Annotated in this window: 14 protein-coding genes and 1 other annotated feature; of the genes, 4 read left to right on the forward strand and 10 right to left on the reverse strand. The window is 53.3% G+C overall.

Annotation, left to right across the window (positions count from 1 at the left end):
* Window positions 1-25 precede the first annotated feature (25 nt).
* On the forward strand, window positions 26-1,702 hold the full coding sequence (ybaL, locus tag ACJHX7_RS09865; protein ID WP_000546224.1) for a YbaL family putative K(+) efflux transporter: 1,677 nt from the start codon (window positions 26-28) through the stop codon (window positions 1,700-1,702).
* A gap of 116 nt (window positions 1,703-1,818) precedes the next feature.
* Here the strand turns inward: ybaL and gsk are convergent, their stop codons facing one another.
* Entirely contained in the window at window positions 1,819-3,123 is a 1,305-nt protein-coding gene (gene gsk, locus ACJHX7_RS09870) for an inosine/guanosine kinase (RefSeq protein WP_000671574.1), read from the reverse strand.
* Between the two features lie 151 nt (window positions 3,124-3,274).
* Here gsk and aes point away from each other — a divergent pair, with 151 nt between their 5' ends.
* Window positions 3,275-4,234 carry an acetyl esterase gene (gene aes / locus ACJHX7_RS09875; RefSeq protein ID WP_089583143.1) on the forward strand — a complete coding sequence of 320 codons (960 nt, stop codon included), beginning with the start codon at window positions 3,275-3,277 and terminating at the stop codon, window positions 4,232-4,234.
* On the opposite strand, the gene hemH is transcribed toward aes, so the two are convergent.
* The 8 genes from hemH to ACJHX7_RS09915 form a co-directional block, all read right to left on the reverse strand.
* Window positions 4,231-5,193: a ferrochelatase gene (gene hemH, locus ACJHX7_RS09880; protein WP_094029725.1), complete on the reverse strand. Its 963-nt coding sequence runs from the start codon at window positions 5,191-5,193 to the stop codon at window positions 4,231-4,233. The genes aes and hemH overlap by 4 nt on opposite strands.
* 131 nt (window positions 5,194-5,324) lie before the next feature.
* The gene (gene adk / locus ACJHX7_RS09885; protein ID WP_001220233.1) at window positions 5,325-5,969 is read right to left on the reverse strand and encodes an adenylate kinase; all 645 of its coding nucleotides are present in this window, start codon (window positions 5,967-5,969) and stop codon (window positions 5,325-5,327) included.
* A 180-nt stretch (window positions 5,970-6,149) separates the two neighbouring features.
* Window positions 6,150-8,024 carry a molecular chaperone HtpG gene (htpG, locus tag ACJHX7_RS09890; protein WP_000678201.1) on the reverse strand — a complete coding sequence of 625 codons (1,875 nt, stop codon included), beginning with the start codon at window positions 8,022-8,024 and terminating at the stop codon, window positions 6,150-6,152.
* A gap of 109 nt (window positions 8,025-8,133) precedes the next feature.
* Window positions 8,134-8,739 (reverse strand): recombination mediator RecR, encoded by a 606-nt coding sequence (recR, locus tag ACJHX7_RS09895; protein ID WP_001195025.1) that lies wholly within the window; start codon window positions 8,737-8,739, stop codon window positions 8,134-8,136.
* Window positions 8,739-9,068, reverse strand: a complete 330-nt coding sequence (locus ACJHX7_RS09900; protein ID WP_000467098.1) for a YbaB/EbfC family nucleoid-associated protein — start codon at window positions 9,066-9,068, stop codon at window positions 8,739-8,741. The genes recR and ACJHX7_RS09900 overlap by 1 nt, the downstream gene beginning before the upstream one ends.
* A 52-nt stretch (window positions 9,069-9,120) precedes the next feature.
* Entirely contained in the window at window positions 9,121-11,052 is a 1,932-nt protein-coding gene (gene dnaX, locus ACJHX7_RS09905) for a DNA polymerase III subunit gamma/tau (RefSeq protein WP_000122015.1), read from the reverse strand.
* Window positions 9,724-9,788, reverse strand: a sequence feature (DnaX frameshifting element). Its footprint overlaps the gene before it by 65 nt.
* Window positions 11,053-11,180: 128 nt before the next feature.
* On the reverse strand, window positions 11,181-11,732 hold the full coding sequence (apt, locus tag ACJHX7_RS09910) for an adenine phosphoribosyltransferase (protein ID WP_000127356.1): 552 nt from the start codon (window positions 11,730-11,732) through the stop codon (window positions 11,181-11,183).
* Window positions 11,733-11,884: 152 nt separating this feature from the next.
* Entirely contained in the window at window positions 11,885-12,262 is a 378-nt protein-coding gene (locus ACJHX7_RS09915) for a DUF454 family protein (RefSeq protein ID WP_022645283.1), read from the reverse strand.
* A 69-nt stretch (window positions 12,263-12,331) separates the two neighbouring features.
* Here ACJHX7_RS09915 and priC point away from each other — a divergent pair, with 69 nt between their 5' ends.
* Both priC and rsmS read left to right on the forward strand, forming a co-directional pair.
* The gene (priC, locus tag ACJHX7_RS09920; RefSeq protein ID WP_024223151.1) at window positions 12,332-12,859 is read left to right on the forward strand and encodes a primosomal replication protein N''; all 528 of its coding nucleotides are present in this window, start codon (window positions 12,332-12,334) and stop codon (window positions 12,857-12,859) included.
* Between the two features lie 13 nt (window positions 12,860-12,872).
* The gene (gene rsmS, locus ACJHX7_RS09925; protein WP_000051144.1) at window positions 12,873-13,037 is read left to right on the forward strand and encodes a pleiotropic regulatory protein RsmS; all 165 of its coding nucleotides are present in this window, start codon (window positions 12,873-12,875) and stop codon (window positions 13,035-13,037) included.
* Window positions 13,038-13,075: 38 nt separating this feature from the next.
* On the opposite strand, the gene mscK is transcribed toward rsmS, so the two are convergent.
* On the reverse strand, window positions 13,076-16,438 hold the full coding sequence (gene mscK, locus ACJHX7_RS09930) for a mechanosensitive channel MscK (protein ID WP_000177751.1): 3,363 nt from the start codon (window positions 16,436-16,438) through the stop codon (window positions 13,076-13,078).
* Between the last annotated feature and the right edge of the window lie 46 nt (window positions 16,439-16,484).

A 16,484-nucleotide genomic window follows, 5' to 3' on the forward strand; every position in this document is an offset into this window, starting at 1 on the left:
ATAACCACCAGGAAAAGGAGACGGAATGCATCACGCCACCCCGCTTATCACCACCATTGTTGGCGGCCTTGTGCTCGCCTTTATCCTCGGCATGCTGGCCAATAAACTACGTATTTCTCCTCTGGTGGGATATCTGTTAGCGGGTGTGCTGGCAGGACCATTCACTCCGGGCTTTGTTGCCGATACCAAGCTTGCGCCGGAACTGGCTGAACTGGGCGTCATTCTGTTGATGTTTGGCGTGGGTCTGCACTTTTCGCTGAAGGATTTGATGGCGGTAAAGGCCATCGCCATTCCCGGTGCGATCGCCCAGATAGCCGTGGCGACGCTGCTGGGTATGGCGCTCTCCGCCGTGCTGGGCTGGTCGTTAATGACCGGTATCGTGTTCGGCTTATGCCTTTCCACCGCCAGTACCGTGGTGTTACTGCGCGCACTTGAAGAACGGCAATTAATAGACAGTCAGCGTGGGCAAATCGCCATCGGTTGGTTGATTGTGGAAGACCTGGTAATGGTTCTGACGCTGGTGTTGCTGCCCGCAGTGGCAGGAATGATGGAACAAGGCGATGTGGGCTTTGCCACTCTTGCTGTCGATATGGGGATCACCATCGGCAAGGTGATCGCATTTATCGCCATTATGATGCTGGTAGGTCGCCGTCTGGTGCCGTGGATTATGGCACGTAGCGCAGCAACCGGTTCCCGTGAGCTGTTTACCCTGTCGGTGCTGGCGCTGGCGTTAGGGATTGCCTTTGGTGCGGTGGAGCTGTTTGATGTCTCCTTTGCACTCGGTGCGTTCTTTGCCGGGATGGTACTGAACGAGTCTGAACTGAGTCACCGTGCCGCCCACGATACGCTGCCATTGCGCGACGCGTTTGCGGTGCTGTTTTTTGTCTCCGTCGGGATGTTGTTTGATCCGTTAATTCTGATTCAGCAACCGCTGGCAGTGCTGGCGACGCTGGCGATTATTCTGTTTGGTAAGTCGTTAGCCGCGTTTTTCCTGGTGCGACTGTTTGGTCACTCCCAACGTACGGCATTAACTATCGCCGCCAGCCTGGCGCAAATTGGTGAGTTCGCGTTTATCCTGGCGGGACTGGGCATGGCGCTGGATCTGTTGCCGCAAGCCGGGCAGAACCTGGTACTGGCAGGGGCGATTTTGTCGATTATGCTCAACCCGGTCCTGTTTGCGCTGCTGGAGAAATATCTGGCGAAGACCGAAACGCTGGAAGAGCAGACGCTGGAAGAGGCTATCGAAGAAGAGAAGCAGATCCCAGTGGATATTTGCAACCATGCGCTACTGGTAGGTTACGGTCGTGTAGGCAGCCTGCTGGGGGAGAAATTGCTCGCCTCTGATATTCCGCTGGTGGTGATTGAGACGTCACGAACCCGTGTTGATGAACTGCGAGAGCGCGGGGTCCGCGCAGTATTGGGCAATGCGGCGAACGAAGAAATTATGCAACTGGCGCATCTGGAATGTGCAAAATGGCTGATCCTGACGATTCCCAACGGTTATGAAGCGGGCGAGATTGTGGCATCTGCCCGCGCGAAAAATCCGGATATTGAGATTATCGCCCGCGCCCATTATGACGATGAAGTGGCGTATATCACGGAACGTGGTGCGAATCAGGTAGTGATGGGTGAGCGTGAAATTGCTCGTACTATGCTGGAACTGCTGGAAACACCACCGGCGGGTGAAGTGGTGACGGGGTAAACATTGATTCCATTGCCGGATGCGATGCTGACGCATCTTATCCGGCCTACGGATGCCCTCTTCCACAAGTCGGATAAGGCGTTTATGCCGCATCCGACTGTCATCAGCCCGATAACTTAACGATCCCAGTAAGACTCTTCCAGGCTGTCTTCACGCTCCGGCAAGCCGCGCGTTAAACGAGGTGAATGCTGGTTCAGTACCTGATAGCTCACACGGTTAGCATATTTACACACCTGCGCTAACGATGAATAAGTTAACCAGGTGAATTTATGTTTGCTGGAGTTTGGTACGTTGCTACGGTGGTAGCTGTTGGCGGTAATGTCATGCAGCAACGCTGCCAGTGCGCCATCCCCTGCTCCATTAGTGTTCATGATTTTTTCCGGCCCGCCCATGTACGGCGCAATGTGCGAATAGACACGCAGCGGATTCTGGCAATCCTTGTGGCGCATGGCGCGGCTAAACTCATACTGGTTAAATTCCGCTATAGCACCCGGCAGCAGCGGATGCTGGGTTTTACGTTTCGCTTCGTCTTCGGTAAAGCCCGCCATATACAAGCCGATTGGCCCGGCGGTGCACAGCACCAGATCAACCCAGTCCAGCGCCTTGTCAGATGCCAACAACGGATCACTCTCTCCGGTCAACGCTTCCGCTTCATCTTCGTTCATCGCAAGGATAGAGACGTGGTCTTTGAGGAATTGCTGCCACCACTGCGGATTCTCGGCAATGACAAACTTGGTACCCAGTGTCAGCACCACCGGTACGTTATATTTCTTCGCGTACTCAATGGCTTTCATGGTTGCTTCCGGCATGGGTTCACCCGGCTTACAACGCACCAGATAAGAGGTGAGAACCAGTGCCGAGGCTCCGGCAATCACATCTTCCGGAATACTTTCAGCCCGCAGCTGGTTCATGTGGCCAGGGCTGATAGCAAAGGTACGTTCCCCGGACTCGCCAATCAGCGTAAAGCAACGACCAATCGGGCCATCCACGCCTTGTAGATAGTTAAGATCGGTACGGCTGGAGGTGTTACACAGGTAACGATAGGCATAGCTGCCAATTTCAATATTGCTGCACATCACACCCAGCAGCACCGAACGGTCGTCCGCGAGCACCGAGTAGTTGTGCATGGTGTTGCCAATGGTGCCACCCGCAAACTGATGGGTAATCAGGTTTTTCTGTTTTAGTTCCTGATAAAGCGCTTCGGCTACGTCATCCTCAATCACCAGTGAATGCCCGGCGCTTAATCCATAACGCTCAATGAATTCATCATCCACTTTCGCTTCAATATCGACCAGCGTTTGATCGATACCCACTACCCAGGCAGCGCTGGTTTCGTTTTCTGGCTGGAATTGCTGAAGCAGCGGATCGCGTGCATTTACGGGGAAGTAATGTTTGGATTTACGTTTACCGGGAAATTTCATGGTTGTTTTTACGGGTGGTTAATTGAGCGGCGAATGTTAACACAATCTGACGGGAGCGCGCGAGATGCAGCCAGTTTCAATATCAGCAGGCGGGATCGCATTTTCATGGCAGTGGTTCCTTACAATGACGTAATTTGAAAGGAGTTTTTGCATGAAGCCGGAAAACAAATTACCCGTTCTGGACCTTATTTCTGCTGAAATGAAGACCGTTGTGAATACTCTTCAGCCGGATTTACCGCCCTGGCCCGCAACGGGAACGATTGCTGAGCAACGACAGTATTACACGCTTGAGCGCCGATTCTGGAATGCGGGCGCTCCAGAAATGGCAACCAGAGCTTACATGGTTCCAACAAAATATGGGCAGGTGGAAACACGTCTCTTTTGTCCGCAGCCAGATAGTCCGGCGACGCTATTTTATTTGCATGGCGGCGGTTTTATTCTCGGCAATCTCGATACCCACGATCGCATCATGCGCCTGCTGGCAAGCTACAGCCAATGTACGGTGATTGGCATTGATTACACCCTTTCACCTGAAGCGCGTTTTCCGCAAGCGATAGAGGAAATTGTGGCTGCCTGTTGTTATTTCCACCAGCAGGCGGAGGATTATCAAATCAATGTGTCCCGCATTGGTTTTGCTGGTGATTCCGCAGGTGCCATGCTGGCGCTCGCCAGTGCGTTGTGGTTGCGCGATAAACAGATCGATTGCGGTAAAGTTGCGGGCGTTTTGCTGTGGTATGGGCTTTACGGATTACGGGATTCCGTGACTCGTCGTCTGTTAGGCGGTGTCTGGGATGGCTTAACGCAACAGGATTTACAGATGTATGAAGAGGCGTATTTAAGCAACGACGCGGACCGCGAGTCGCCGTATTACTGTCTGTTTAATAATGATCTCACTCGCGAAGTTCCGCCCTGTTTTATTGCCGGGGCGGAGTTCGATCCGCTGCTGGATGACAGCCGTCTGCTTTACCAGACGTTAGCGGCGCATCAGCAGCCCTGTAAGTTCAAACTCTACCCAGGCACGCTGCACGCCTTTTTGCATTATTCACGGATGATGAAAACCGCCGACGAGGCTCTTCGCGACGGCGCTCAGTTCTTTACCGCTCAGCTTTAGCGATACGCGGCAACAAGATTAGCCATCATTTCGATATGTTCTGGCGTGGCATTAAGCGCCGGAATATATTCATATTTTTTCCCGCCCGCACCGAGGAAGACCTCACGGTTTTGCTCGGCAATCTCTTCCAGCGTCTCCAGACAATCCGCAGCAAAGCCCGGGCACATCACCTGAATATGACCTACGCCTTTTTCTCCGAGCATTTTCAGCGTTTCGTCGGTATAAGGCATCAGCCAGGGTTCCCGCCCAAAGCGCGACTGAAAGGTCATCATCACTTTTTCCGGTGCCATCTCCAGTGCGGAAGCCAGTTCGCGAGTCGTTGTGCGGCAACGTTGCGGATAATCATCGCCTTCATCTGCATAACGCTGGGGAATGCCATGATAAGAGAGCAACAGCAGATCCGGTTCGCCATGTTTGGCAAAAGAAGCGCGTACGCTGTTCGCCAGTGCATTAATATAATCGTGGTTATCGGCGTAATCACGAATAAACGATATCCCCGGAATGCTACGTTTGTGCGCCAGAATTCGCGCCAGTTCATCCCATACCGCACCGACAGTTGAACAGGAGTATTGCGGATAAAGCGGCAGCACCACAATATGATCTACATGCTCTGCCAGAAGTTCATCTACGGCGCTTTCCAGTGATGGCGAGCCGTAGCTCATTCCCAGCGCTACGGGCGTCTCCGGTAAACGTTGTGCCAGCGCCTGCTGTTGCTGGCGGCTGTAAACCATCAGCGGCGAGCCACCTTCCATCCAGACAGAGGCATACAGCTTCGCCACACGCGGCGAGCGCAGCGGCAAAATCACGCCGCGCAGCAACGGCCACCATAACAACCGTGAGGTATCAACCACGCGTCTGTCGCTTAAAAATTGTTTCAGATAGCGTTTTACCGCTTCAGGTGTGGGGGCATCGGGCGTACCCAGGTTTGCCAGCAGGATACCGGTTTTAGTCTGACGCATTACCGCCTCTTATCGATTCAACTTGTTGATAATTGTAGCGGAAAAGTGAAGAAGAAGAACTAATTGCTGTGAGAGGTATTGCCTGAGGAGGATGAGCAGACCTGCCCGAAAGCAGATCTGCTGCGGCTTGATTAGCCGAGGATTTTTTCCAGATCAGCGCGAACTTCAGCCACCGGCTTGGTGCCGTCAACTTTCGCGTATTTGGTGTTACCTGCTTCCGCTTCTTTGGAGTAGTAGCCGATCAGCGGTGCAGTCATCTGATGGTATTCAACCAGACGTTTACGCACGGTTTCTTCCTGATCGTCTTTACGGGTAGTCAGTTCTTCACCGGTAACGTCGTCTTTGCCTTCTACTTTAGGCGGATTGAATTTAACGTGATAAACACGACCAGACGGCGCATGAACGCGGCGGCCTACGATACGATCAACAATCAGTTCGTCCGGTACGTCGAATTCCAGAACGTAATCAACATTGATGCCCGCTTCTTTCATCGCGTCTGCCTGCGGAATGGTACGCGGGAAGCCGTCCAACAGGAAACCATTACGGCAGTCTTCCTGAGCAATGCGCTCTTTAACCAGCGCGATCACCAGTTCGTCGGTGACCAGTTTGCCAGCATCCATAATGTCTTTTGCTTGTTTACCCAGCTCGGAGCCTGATTTGACCGCAGCACGCAGCATATCGCCAGTGGAGATTTGCGGAATACCATATTTCTCCATGATGAACTGAGCCTGAGTCCCTTTCCCCGCGCCCGGAGCGCCAAGCAGAATGATACGCATTGCGAAAATCCCCTTAAAATGTGTCGAATTTTTTGAAAAAGCGATAAACGATACCACCAACAGGCGATTGCCTCAAGAAAGGCACCTGAGGCTGAAACGGTTAATGGCGAGATAATTTGCGGAAAGTGCAGATGAAGAAAAGAAAAATGCCGGATGACACGAAGGTCATCCGGCATGGCATCAAGAAACCAGCAGCTGGTTCATACGACGAATAAACAGGTTCGGATCTTCCAGCGTGCCGCGTTCTGCCAGCAGCGCCTGATCCAGCAGCAGTTCTACCCACTCGCTGAACTTCGCTTCATCTTCAGTATCCGCCGCACGTTTCACCAGTACGTGATCCGGGTTCAGTTCGAAGATGTATTTCACTTCTGGCACTTTCTGGCCCGCCGCAGCGAACAGTTTCGCCATCTGAGTGCTCATTTCGTCCGCGTCGGTAGAGACAATCGCTGGCGTATCGGTCAGACGGTGAGTCAGACGGACATCTTTCACGCGCTCGCCGAGCAGGGCTTTCACACGGTCGATGAACGGAGTCAGGGCTTTCTCCGCTTCTTTCGCGCTCTCATCAACTTCGTCAGCCAGTTTTTCCAGCGACTCGTCAACTTTAGACACCGACTGGAACGGTTTACCGTCGAACTCAGTCAGATAGTTCATCATCCACTCATCGATGCGGTCGGAAAGCAGCAGAACTTCGATGCCTTTCTTACGCAGCAGTTCCAGGTGCGGGCTGCTCTTCGCTGCCGCATAGCTGTCTGCGGTGATGTAGTAGATTTTCTCCTGCCCTTCTTTCATGCGGGAAACGTAGTCTTCCAGAGATACGGTCTGCGCAGAAGAATCGGTATGGGTAGAAGCAAAACGCAGCAATTTGGCGATCGCTTCCTGGTTAGCGAAATCTTCCGCCGGACCTTCTTTCAGTACCAGGCCAAACTGTTGCCAGAAGGTCTGGTATTTTTCCGCGTCGTCTTTCGCCAGTTTTTCCAGCATTTGCAGCACACGCTTGGTCAGCGCATTGCGCAGGTTACGCGTTACCGTGCTGTCCTGGAGGATTTCACGGGAAACGTTCAGCGGCAGATCGCTGGAGTCAATCAGACCACGCACGAAGCGCAGATAGTTCGGCATGAACTGTTCTGCGTCGTCCATGATGAACACACGCTGAACATACAGTTTCAGACCGTGTTTATGATCGCGGTTCCACATATCCCACGGTGCCTGAGACGGAATGTACAGCAGGCTGGTGTACTCCTGCTTACCTTCAACGCGGTTGTGGCTCCAGGTCAGCGGATCGTTAAAGTCGTGGGCGATGTGTTTGTAGAACTCTTTGTACTCTTCATCGGTGATTTCCGACTTGTTACGAGTCCACAGCGCCTGCGCTTTGTTGATTTTCTCCCAGGAGATAACGGTTTCGCCGTCTTTCTCTTCGCGTTTTTCGATCTCTACCGGCAGCGCGATATGGTCGGAGTATTTGCTGATGATGGAACGCACGCGCCAGTCATCGAGGAACTCGTCTTCGCCTTCACGCAGATGCAGGGTGATTTCAGTACCACGATCTTCTTTGGTGATATCGGCAACGGTGTATTCACCTTCGCCAGCCGATTCCCAGAAGACGCCATTTTCTGGTTTTTCGCCTGCCGCGCGAGTACGCACGGTCACTTTGTCGGCCACGATAAACGCAGAGTAGAAACCAACACCAAACTGACCGATCAGCTGGCTGTCTTTCGCCTGGTCAGAACCCAGGGATTCGAGGAATGATTTGGTGCCGGATTTAGCGATAGTCCCCAGATGGTCAATCACTTCGTCGCGGGTCATCCCCACGCCGTTATCGGAGATGGTCAGCGTGCGCTTGTCTTTATCGAAAGAGACACGAACGCGCAGTTCGCCATCACCTTCGTACAGGTCCGGGTTAGAAAGCGCGCGGAAACGCAGCTTGTCCGCCGCATCGGAGGCGTTAGAGATAAGCTCACGCAGGAAGATTTCTTTATTGGAATAGAGAGAATGGATCATCAGGTGCAGAAGCTGCTTCACTTCTGACTGAAAACCACGAGTTTCTTGTCCTTTCATGTAGGTCTACCTCAATAATGCCATTTTAAGGTTAAAAACAGGATGAGGGAGAGATGGGGACAAGGGAGAATAATTTCAAGCGAGAGCAGGTGATCCTGCTCTCGTTTGCTTAAAAACGAATCTTATGACGCCCGGCAAGGGAATGTGACAGCGTGGTGCCATCGACCATTTCCAGTTCGCCGCCAACCGGTACGCCATGAGCGATTCGGCTGGCTTCCACGTCATATTGCGCACAAAGCTCGGCAATGTAGTTAGCGGTAGCTTCACCTTCAACCGTGGGGTTGGTGGCGAGGATCACTTCAGTGATTTTTTCCTCTGCCAGACGCTGTTCCAGGCGATCAAGGCCGATGTCATCCGGACCGATGCCGTCCAGCGGCGACAGGTGCCCCATCAACACAAAATAACGACCTGAAAACTGCCCCGTCTGCTCAATGGCGTAAATGTCCGCCGGACTCTCCACCACGCAGATTTGACCGTTTTCCTGACGACGCGGATTCGAACAGATGTTACAGACTTCCTGTTCGGTGAAAGTGCGGCAATCGGCGCAGTGGCCGATTTCCGACATCGCCCGGGTGAGCGCCTGCGCCAGACGCATCCCGCCGCTACGATCGCGCTGAAGCAGCGTGAACGCCATACGCTGCGCCGACTTCGGGCCAACGCCCGGCAGACAGCGCAGTGCTTCCATAAGCTGTGTTAACAGCGGGCTGGTTTGCATCAGAACGGCATCTTAAAGCCAGGCGGCAGCTGCATTCCGGAGGATACAGAGGCCATTTTTTCTTTCTGCGTTTCTTCAATACGACGTGCTGCGTCGTTGAATGCTGCAGCCACCAGGTCTTCCAGCATCTCTTTGTCGTCTTCCAGCAGGCTCGGGTCGATCTCTACGCGACGGCAGTTGTGTGCACCGTTGATGGTCACTTTTACCAGACCTGCGCCAGATTCGCCGGTGACTTCCAGCTGCGCGATCTCTTCCTGCATTTTCTGCATTTTTTCTTGCATCTGCTGGGCTTGCTTCATCAGGTTACCCAGACCGCCTTTACCAAACATAGGTTTCTCTCTCAATCACGTTAAGGATGACGAACGTAAGCTGTGCTTACGATCAAATGGGGCGGATACTTTCTTCATCCAGCTCCGCATCGAAGAATCGACGCAGGGTCTGAATATTATTATCCGCAATAATGGACTCGCGCGCCTGCGCAAGTTTTTCTTCGTATATCGCCTGACGCCATTCCAGCGGCGTACGCACCGCGGGATTATCATCTTCAACGATAGTCAGTTCAACCGTTGAACCTTTTAACGTGCTCAACGCTTCAGCCAGTTTTTGCTGTGCGCCGCGGTTGTTCAAATGCCGCTGAGAGGAGCGCAAATGCAGACATACTGCGTTGTCGCTCTCCTCTTTCCAGGCATTTAACGCCACCTGTTCGACCAGTTTTGGTAGCGAAAGTTGACTCACCTGAGCCGCCCACGGGTCGCGCTCAATGGCTTCTGCCGCCAGCTTCGCCGCCAGTTCCGGCGTTTTTTCATGTTCCAGCGCTTTTTTCAGCGCCTTCGGCGTAGCGACCACTTCTTTTTGCTGCATCACTGGAGTGGTCGCCTTCCAGCGATACGCTTCTTTTTTGGCTGGCGCTTTTTCCAGCGCCGATGGCACCGGGCGCGCCTGAACGCGATCGGTGACCGAAGCCAGTCTTTCCAGCGCAGCGTTATTCACCGGCCGCGCGCGGGTAGCGGCTGCCGGTTCACTCTTTTTTGCTTTGGTTGCTCCCTGCACGCGCTGCAACTGCTGGCGCGCCGCCAGCACCTGGCTGGTGGTTTCCGGGAGCGGTACAGTCGGTGCCTGCTGCGGCGCTGATTGCGGTTGCGGCGGCACCTGGGTTGGCGTCATTACTGCCGTTGGCGCGACGGGCGCAAAGGACTGGCGTGGCACTTCTGGCTCAGGCAGCGGCATACGCGGATGGAATGCCAGCGCGCGCAGCAGCGTCATCTCAACGCCCATGCGGCGGTCCGGCGCATACGGTAATTCTTTGCGACCAATCAACAGCGTCTGATAGTAAAGCTGAATATCCGTCGGCGGTATGGTGCGCGCCAGTTCACGCATCCGCAGCTCGATGGCAGCCATGTCGTTGCCAAGTGCAGCAGGCGAAAGTTGTACCATCGCAATACGATGCAACAGACCGAGCATTTCCACCAGCAACGCTTCCCACTCGATACCACGGGCAGCAGCTTCATTAATCAGCGCCATTACGCGCTCGCCGTTGGCCTCGACCATCGCTTCAACCAGCGATAACGCCTGATCGTCGTCAAGCGTACCCAGCATCGCACTAACCGCCTGGGTTGAAACCTGGCCGTCACCGCTGGCAATAGCCTGGTCGGTCAGACTTAAGGCATCTCGCAGGCTGCCTTCAGCGGCGCGTGCCAACAATTGCAGCGCCCGCGGCTCGTGAGCGATATGTTCTTCGTTGAGGATGTGCTCAAGTTGATGGCGAATTTGCTCGACATCCAGCGCCTTGAGATGGAATTGCAGACAGCGCGACAAAATCGTCACCGGCAATTTCTGCGGATCGGTCGTCGCCAGCAGAAACTTAACGTGCTCCGGCGGCTCTTCAAGGGTTTTTAACAGTGCGTTAAAGCTGTGGCGCGACAGCATATGCACTTCGTCGATCAGATAAACTTTGAAACGACCACGCGCCGGAGCGTACTGGACGTTATCCAGCAGGTCGCGAGTGTCTTCAACTTTAGTGCGCGAGGCGGCGTCGATTTCAATCAGATCGACAAAGCGCCCCTGCTCGATTTCACGACAGTTATCGCACACGCCGCACGGCGTCGCGGTAATGCCGGTTTCGCAGTTTAGCCCCTTCGCCAGCAGTCGGGCGATAGAGGTTTTTCCGACGCCACGGGTACCGGAAAAAAGATAAGCATGATGAATACGCCCTAACGACAAGCCGTTCGCCAGTGCGGTCAGCACATGTTCCTGGCCGACGACGTCAGCAAAGGTTTGTGGGCGCCATTTTCGGGCTAAGACCTGATAACTCATTGGCAGGCTCTGAAACGCTGGAAGGTGGATTCACGAAGGGGTAATGCTAACACAGCCCCGTCAGAACGGCGAGGCTGAATGCACATCTTGTGCTGTCCGTAGCGTGGGCAGCACAAGACTGGCGATAATTAATGGCCCGGGAACGGAACAAGGCTGTAGCTGGTAATGCCCTGTTTTTCGAGACGCTGTTCGCCGCCGAGATCGAACAGGTTGATAATGAACGCAGCATCAGCCACTTCACCACCCAGACGACGGATCAGTTTAACGGTCGCTTCGATAGTGCCGCCGGTTGCCAGCAGGTCGTCCACCACCAGAACTTTGTCGCCCGGTTTGATGGCATCAACGTGGATTTCCAGCTGATCGGTGCCGTATTCCAGGTCGTAAGTTTCACTGATGGTTTCACGCGGCAGTTTGCCCGGTTTACGGACCGGTACAAAGCCAACGCCCAGACCCAGAGCTACCGGAGCGCCAAACAAGAAGCCACGCGCTTCGGTGCCGACCACTTTGGTAATGCCCGCATTTTTGTAACGCTCAACCAGCAAGTCGATGCTGAGAGCGTAAGCTTTCGGGTCTTCCAGTAAGCTGGTGACATCGCGGAAAAGAATGCCGGGTTTTGGGTAGTCCTGAATGCTTTTGATGCTATTTTTGAGATACTCAAGCTGCTGTGCAGTCGCGGTCATAAGTGTATGCCTGCTTGTTACGGTGGTACTCACGGCGCGTTTTAAACGTATCAAAAGTAACAGTTGTTTAACCTTTGACCGCCTGCGCCTGTGCTCGAAAACGCCAGAATGTACTGGCTGTACGCAATAATTGCAACTGCGATTGTTGTGCTTCAGTGCTTTTCTTGCTTTTCATCAATCACCGGAATTCGCCACATATAAAAAAGCAAACAGGCGAGAATTACCAGCAACATGATGCGCACCCATGGCATCTGGACGAACCACAGAGAAATGGCAAACGTGAGCAAAATAAGCATAATCGCCCGCGGTTTGACGCCGCGCGGCATCGCATGATGTTTCTGCCAGAAACGTAGATAGCTGCCAAACCATGAGCGGTACAGCAACCAGGCGTGAAAGCGCGGGGAAGAACGGGCAAAGCACCAGGCCGCCAGCAGGATAAACGGCGTCGTCGGTAATACCGGTAATACCACGCCCAGCGTACCCAGCACTACCGCCAGCCAGCCAATGATGATTAAAATGATTCGTTGCATATTGAGTGTTGTCAGCTTACAGAGTGGCTACTTTAGCATAACAATTATCATTTTCATTGAGGTCTTATCGTGAAAACCACCCTGCTGCTGGAAAAACTGGAAGGACAGCTCGCCACGCTGCGTCAGCGTTGTGCCCCGGTAGCGCAATTTGCCACGCTAAGTGCCCGTTTTGACAGGCACCTTTTTCAGACCCGTGCGACAACACTACAGGCTTGTCTCGATGAGGCGGGCGATAACCTGGCTGCGCTTCGTCATGCGGTTGAGCAACAGCAACTGCCGCAAGTGGCCTGGCTGGCGGAACATCTGGCGGCGCAACTGGAGGCTATAGCGCGTGAAGCCACAGCCTGGTCGCTACGCGAGTGGGACAGTGCGCCACCGAAAATTGCCCGCTGGCAGCGTAAACGTATTCAGCATCAGGATTTTGAGCGGCGGCTACGTGAGATGGTTGCCGAGCGTAGAGCCCGTCTGGCGCGAGCGACCGATCTCGTGGAACAGCAGACGCTGCATCGTGAAGTGGAAGCCTATGAAGCGCGCCTGGCACGCTGCCGCCATGCGCTGGAAAAAATCGAAAACAGGTTAGCGCGTTTAACCCGCTAGCAATGGAGAGAGTATGTCACTGGAAAATGCCCCTGACGATGTCAAACTGGCCGTCGATTTAATTGTGCTGCTGGAAGAAAATCAGATCCCAGCCCGCACCGTGCTGCGCGCGCTGGATATTGTAAAACGCGATTATGAAAAGAAGTTACAGAGCGATGAGACTTCACAAAGCGAGTAAAAAATAAAGGGCGGCATCACTGTCGCCCTTTATTGTCCTTACCCTACCGCTGGCGTCGGATCGTCGCCTTTGTAGTCGCGTTTCACTTCCGTCACTTCATCGCCCTTCTCGTTGTGCAGATGCACTTCAAGCTGGTTAAAGGCAATGTTGATGTCGTTTTCACGGCACAGCTGATCGATAGTACGGTTCAGCTCATCGACAGTACGGCTACGGTCACGCAGTTCACGCACATACAGACGCAGCTCATGATCCAACGTGCTGGCACCAAACGCCGTAAAGAAGACTTCCGGCATTGGTTCGTGCATCACCCTTGGGTGCTCAGTCGCCGCCTTCAGTAATACTTTACGCACTTTTTCCAGATCGGAGCCATAGGCCACGCCGAGACGGATCACCAGACGCGTAGTCGTGTCAGTCAACGACCAGTTGATCAGACGCTCGGTAACAAACGCTTTGTTCGGGATGATCACTTCTTTGCGATCGAAATCGGTAATCGTTGTCGCACGAATACGGATCTTACTTACCGTCCCCGAGAAGCTACCAATGGTTACCGTATCGCCAATGCGCACCGGACGTTCGAACAGAATGATCAAACCGGAGACGAAGTTACCGAAAATTTCTTGTAAACCAAAACCAAGACCTACGGATAATGCTGCTGCCAGCCACTGGAGTTTATCCCAAGAGACGCCCAGCGATCCGAACACCGTCATCGCACCAACGGCAATAATGATGTAGTTAAGGATGGTAGTAATGGCATACGACGCGCCCTGGCGCATATTCAGTCGCGAGAGCACCAGCACTTCCAGCAAACCAGGCAGGTTGCGAATCAACGCCCAGGCCACCATTGAGGCGATAATCGCAAACAACAGACTGCCCATGGTGACGTTTTTCACCACCGCAGCACCAGCTTCAGTACCGTTGTAATGCCAGAGCGTAATGCTGTCGAGATAGCTGAACACGGTGATCAAATCGGACCAAATTGCCCAGAACATGACACCGAACAGCGCAAACATCAGCAACATGGTAATACGCAGCGTCTGCTGGTTAACTTGCTCCAGTGCAATGGTGGGTTCTTCCGGCGGTTCGGCACCTTCTGCGCCCTCTTTCACCAGATTCTGCCGACGCGCCAGCGCACGACGCCAGGCGATACGCCGCGCCGCTACGCTTAAGCCGCGCAATACCGTCTGGTACAGCAGGTTCCAGATGATCACCAAATAAACGGTTTCAATCCAACGCCCGGAGAGGCGCAGCGTGGTGTAGAAATAACCCGTGGCGGTCAGCACCATCAACGCAATCGGGATAATCGACAGCACGGTAATGGTGACCAGTCGCATGGTGTGCGACTCTTTATCACGCCAGCTTTCGCGGCACATCGGCCATACCAGGAAGGCAATCAGCAGCAGGTTGAAGAAAATCATCGCCTGCCCCAGCACATCATCCATCAGATGCAGCGGGGAAAGTTCTGCCACCACAGACCAGAAATGGATAGGCAGCAATGCGAGACTGATGCGGACAATTTGCCGACGCCAGTGGCTGGTCTGCTGTTCCGGCATACCAAAGTGACGCACGGCAACGCCGTTTTTCTCCAACACTTTCCAGCACAGGCCAAACACCAACCAGAAAATCGCCAGTTTTTTACTGAACGACCATAGCAGTTCGCTGATGTTGAGCTGCATGGTCAACAGAATCAGGCCAACCGCGAGAATAATCAGGCACACCGGCAGCGCACGGATCAGGTCGATAAGGATCGCTTTTGGTGTGTTGAGCTGGCTGTCGTTACGCAGGGAACCCACAGCGGAAGCCAGTTTTTGTTGATACGCTTTCAGCCAGCCCAGACGCCAGTGGATCAGCCCGGCAATCAACAGCAGCGGCAAACCAGCGAGGAAAGCGATAAAAACGGCAGGCCAGGCTTTTTCCCAGTTCACCGTGATTTTCATCGACTTAAATTCATCTTTGAGGCTTTGCGGGAACGCTTTGATCCAGTTCCAGTCCATTGGACGGTTACTGTTCACCCAAAAGATTTGCTGAGTCAGGATGGATTTCAGGTTTTTCGACACACTCATTAACTGCTGCTGGTTGATTTGCAGGTTAATGGCCATCATCAATTGGTTACCCAACTGTTTGTTAAGCTGATCCAGCAATTCGCGACGCATATCAACCACTTGCAATAATGCATCGTGAACTTCGCTGTTGACTTCGTTGGTGTGACCTTCTTCCAGTTTGTTGACGAACGCATCGCTCTGGAAGAGTGCATCACGCTGCTGGTTAACTTCAAACTGTTCGAGACGCAAATCCGCGATGCGGTTGGTCATGTTTTCCAGTTCATCCGCCGAGGGCAGCGTTTGTTGTTGCTGGTAAAGGATACGAGACAACAGCAGGCTGCCCTTCAGGACGGCAATCTGCTCTTTAATATTGCGTTCCGATTGCAGTGCCCGCTCCAGCCAGTTTTTGACTTTAATGTTTTGCTGCATCAACTGATTACCGTTTTCAGTCGCGGTAATCAGACGCTGACTTAACTGCTGGTTAATTTCCAGTTCCTGCTTCACCAGCGGATTAGCCTGAATACGCGCGGCTTCATCCGGGGAGACGGCCTCCTGCGCCGTTTGTTCGGTTAAAGTCAGGCGCTTGCTGTTTACCGCTTCTTGCAACAGCTGCAACTGGTGCTCCAGACGGGCGCTGTTCGCCGTCACGTAATCCCGTTGCTTTTGCAAGGTATCCTGTAAGACTGTGTTTCCTTCCAGGCTTTTACGCTGCTGGTCAATCTCCGCATTCAGCAACGCCTGCTGGGCCTGCATTAACACTTTCTGGCTGGGACGTAAGGCAGTCTCGCCGACATCAGTCCCATCCAGACGACTGCGAATTTGTTGCAGCTGCTGCGAAGCGTTATACATCGCATTTTGCACGCGTTCGGGCTGCGTCTGTAACGAAACCAGCTGGCTGTTATAAGACGCCAGATCGTTTTGTGCGTTTTGCAAATCGTCCAGCGCCTGGGCAACGCGAGTTTCCAGCTGGCGCAACGAAAGCGTGCTCAGAATTTTGCGCGTTTCTTCGTCGTTATCGACATCGCTAAGTGCTGTTAACGCCGCGGTCGCCTGGCGCATTTTTTCCGGCGCTTCAGCGACTTTTTGCCGTAGCTGAACTGTCTCTTCTTTTACGCGATCGATTTTATCGAGGGTGGCTAATGTATCTGTCAGATCCTGCTGCACCAGTTTGTCCTGAGCAGAAAGATCTTTTTGTTTATTCAGTGAGTCAAGTTGTGCCTGCAGGTCCGCTTTTGTCGGCAGATCACCATTCGATGACGCCCGCGCAAACGCCGTGTTCTGGCATAACAAGACAAAAACAAAAGCAATAAATGCTGAAAAAACAAAATGCCGTGATCGTTTGTAATACTGGAACATAGTCATGATGAATGAAGGTTTCTGAACCTGAAGAACGACCTGAAAAAGTCAA

Source organism: Escherichia sp. WS1451, from assembly GCF_046487365.1.
Lineage (GTDB): Bacteria > Pseudomonadota > Gammaproteobacteria > Enterobacterales > Enterobacteriaceae > Escherichia > Escherichia coli.

Bases quoted from the DNA above. Each gene is read 5' to 3' on its own strand.
- mscK (WP_000177751.1), bottom strand. From the start codon at position 16,438: ATGACTATGTTCCAGTATTACAAACGATCACGGCATTTTGTTTTTTCA.
- hemH (WP_094029725.1), bottom strand. From the start codon at position 5,193: ATGCGTCAGACTAAAACCGGTATCCTGCTGGCAAACCTGGGTACGCCC.
- adk (WP_001220233.1), bottom strand. From the start codon at position 5,969: ATGCGTATCATTCTGCTTGGCGCTCCGGGCGCGGGGAAAGGGACTCAG.
- ybaL (WP_000546224.1), top strand. From the start codon at position 26: ATGCATCACGCCACCCCGCTTATCACCACCATTGTTGGCGGCCTTGTG.
- ACJHX7_RS09915 (WP_022645283.1), bottom strand. From the start codon at position 12,262: ATGCAACGAATCATTTTAATCATCATTGGCTGGCTGGCGGTAGTGCTG.
- htpG (WP_000678201.1), bottom strand. From the start codon at position 8,024: ATGAAAGGACAAGAAACTCGTGGTTTTCAGTCAGAAGTGAAGCAGCTT.
- aes (WP_089583143.1), top strand. From the start codon at position 3,275: ATGAAGCCGGAAAACAAATTACCCGTTCTGGACCTTATTTCTGCTGAA.
- rsmS (WP_000051144.1), top strand. From the start codon at position 12,873: ATGTCACTGGAAAATGCCCCTGACGATGTCAAACTGGCCGTCGATTTA.
- ACJHX7_RS09900 (WP_000467098.1), bottom strand. From the start codon at position 9,068: ATGTTTGGTAAAGGCGGTCTGGGTAACCTGATGAAGCAAGCCCAGCAG.
- gsk (WP_000671574.1), bottom strand. From the start codon at position 3,123: ATGAAATTTCCCGGTAAACGTAAATCCAAACATTACTTCCCCGTAAAT.
- dnaX (WP_000122015.1), bottom strand. From the start codon at position 11,052: ATGAGTTATCAGGTCTTAGCCCGAAAATGGCGCCCACAAACCTTTGCT.
- apt (WP_000127356.1), bottom strand. From the start codon at position 11,732: ATGACCGCGACTGCACAGCAGCTTGAGTATCTCAAAAATAGCATCAAA.
- recR (WP_001195025.1), bottom strand. From the start codon at position 8,739: ATGCAAACCAGCCCGCTGTTAACACAGCTTATGGAAGCACTGCGCTGT.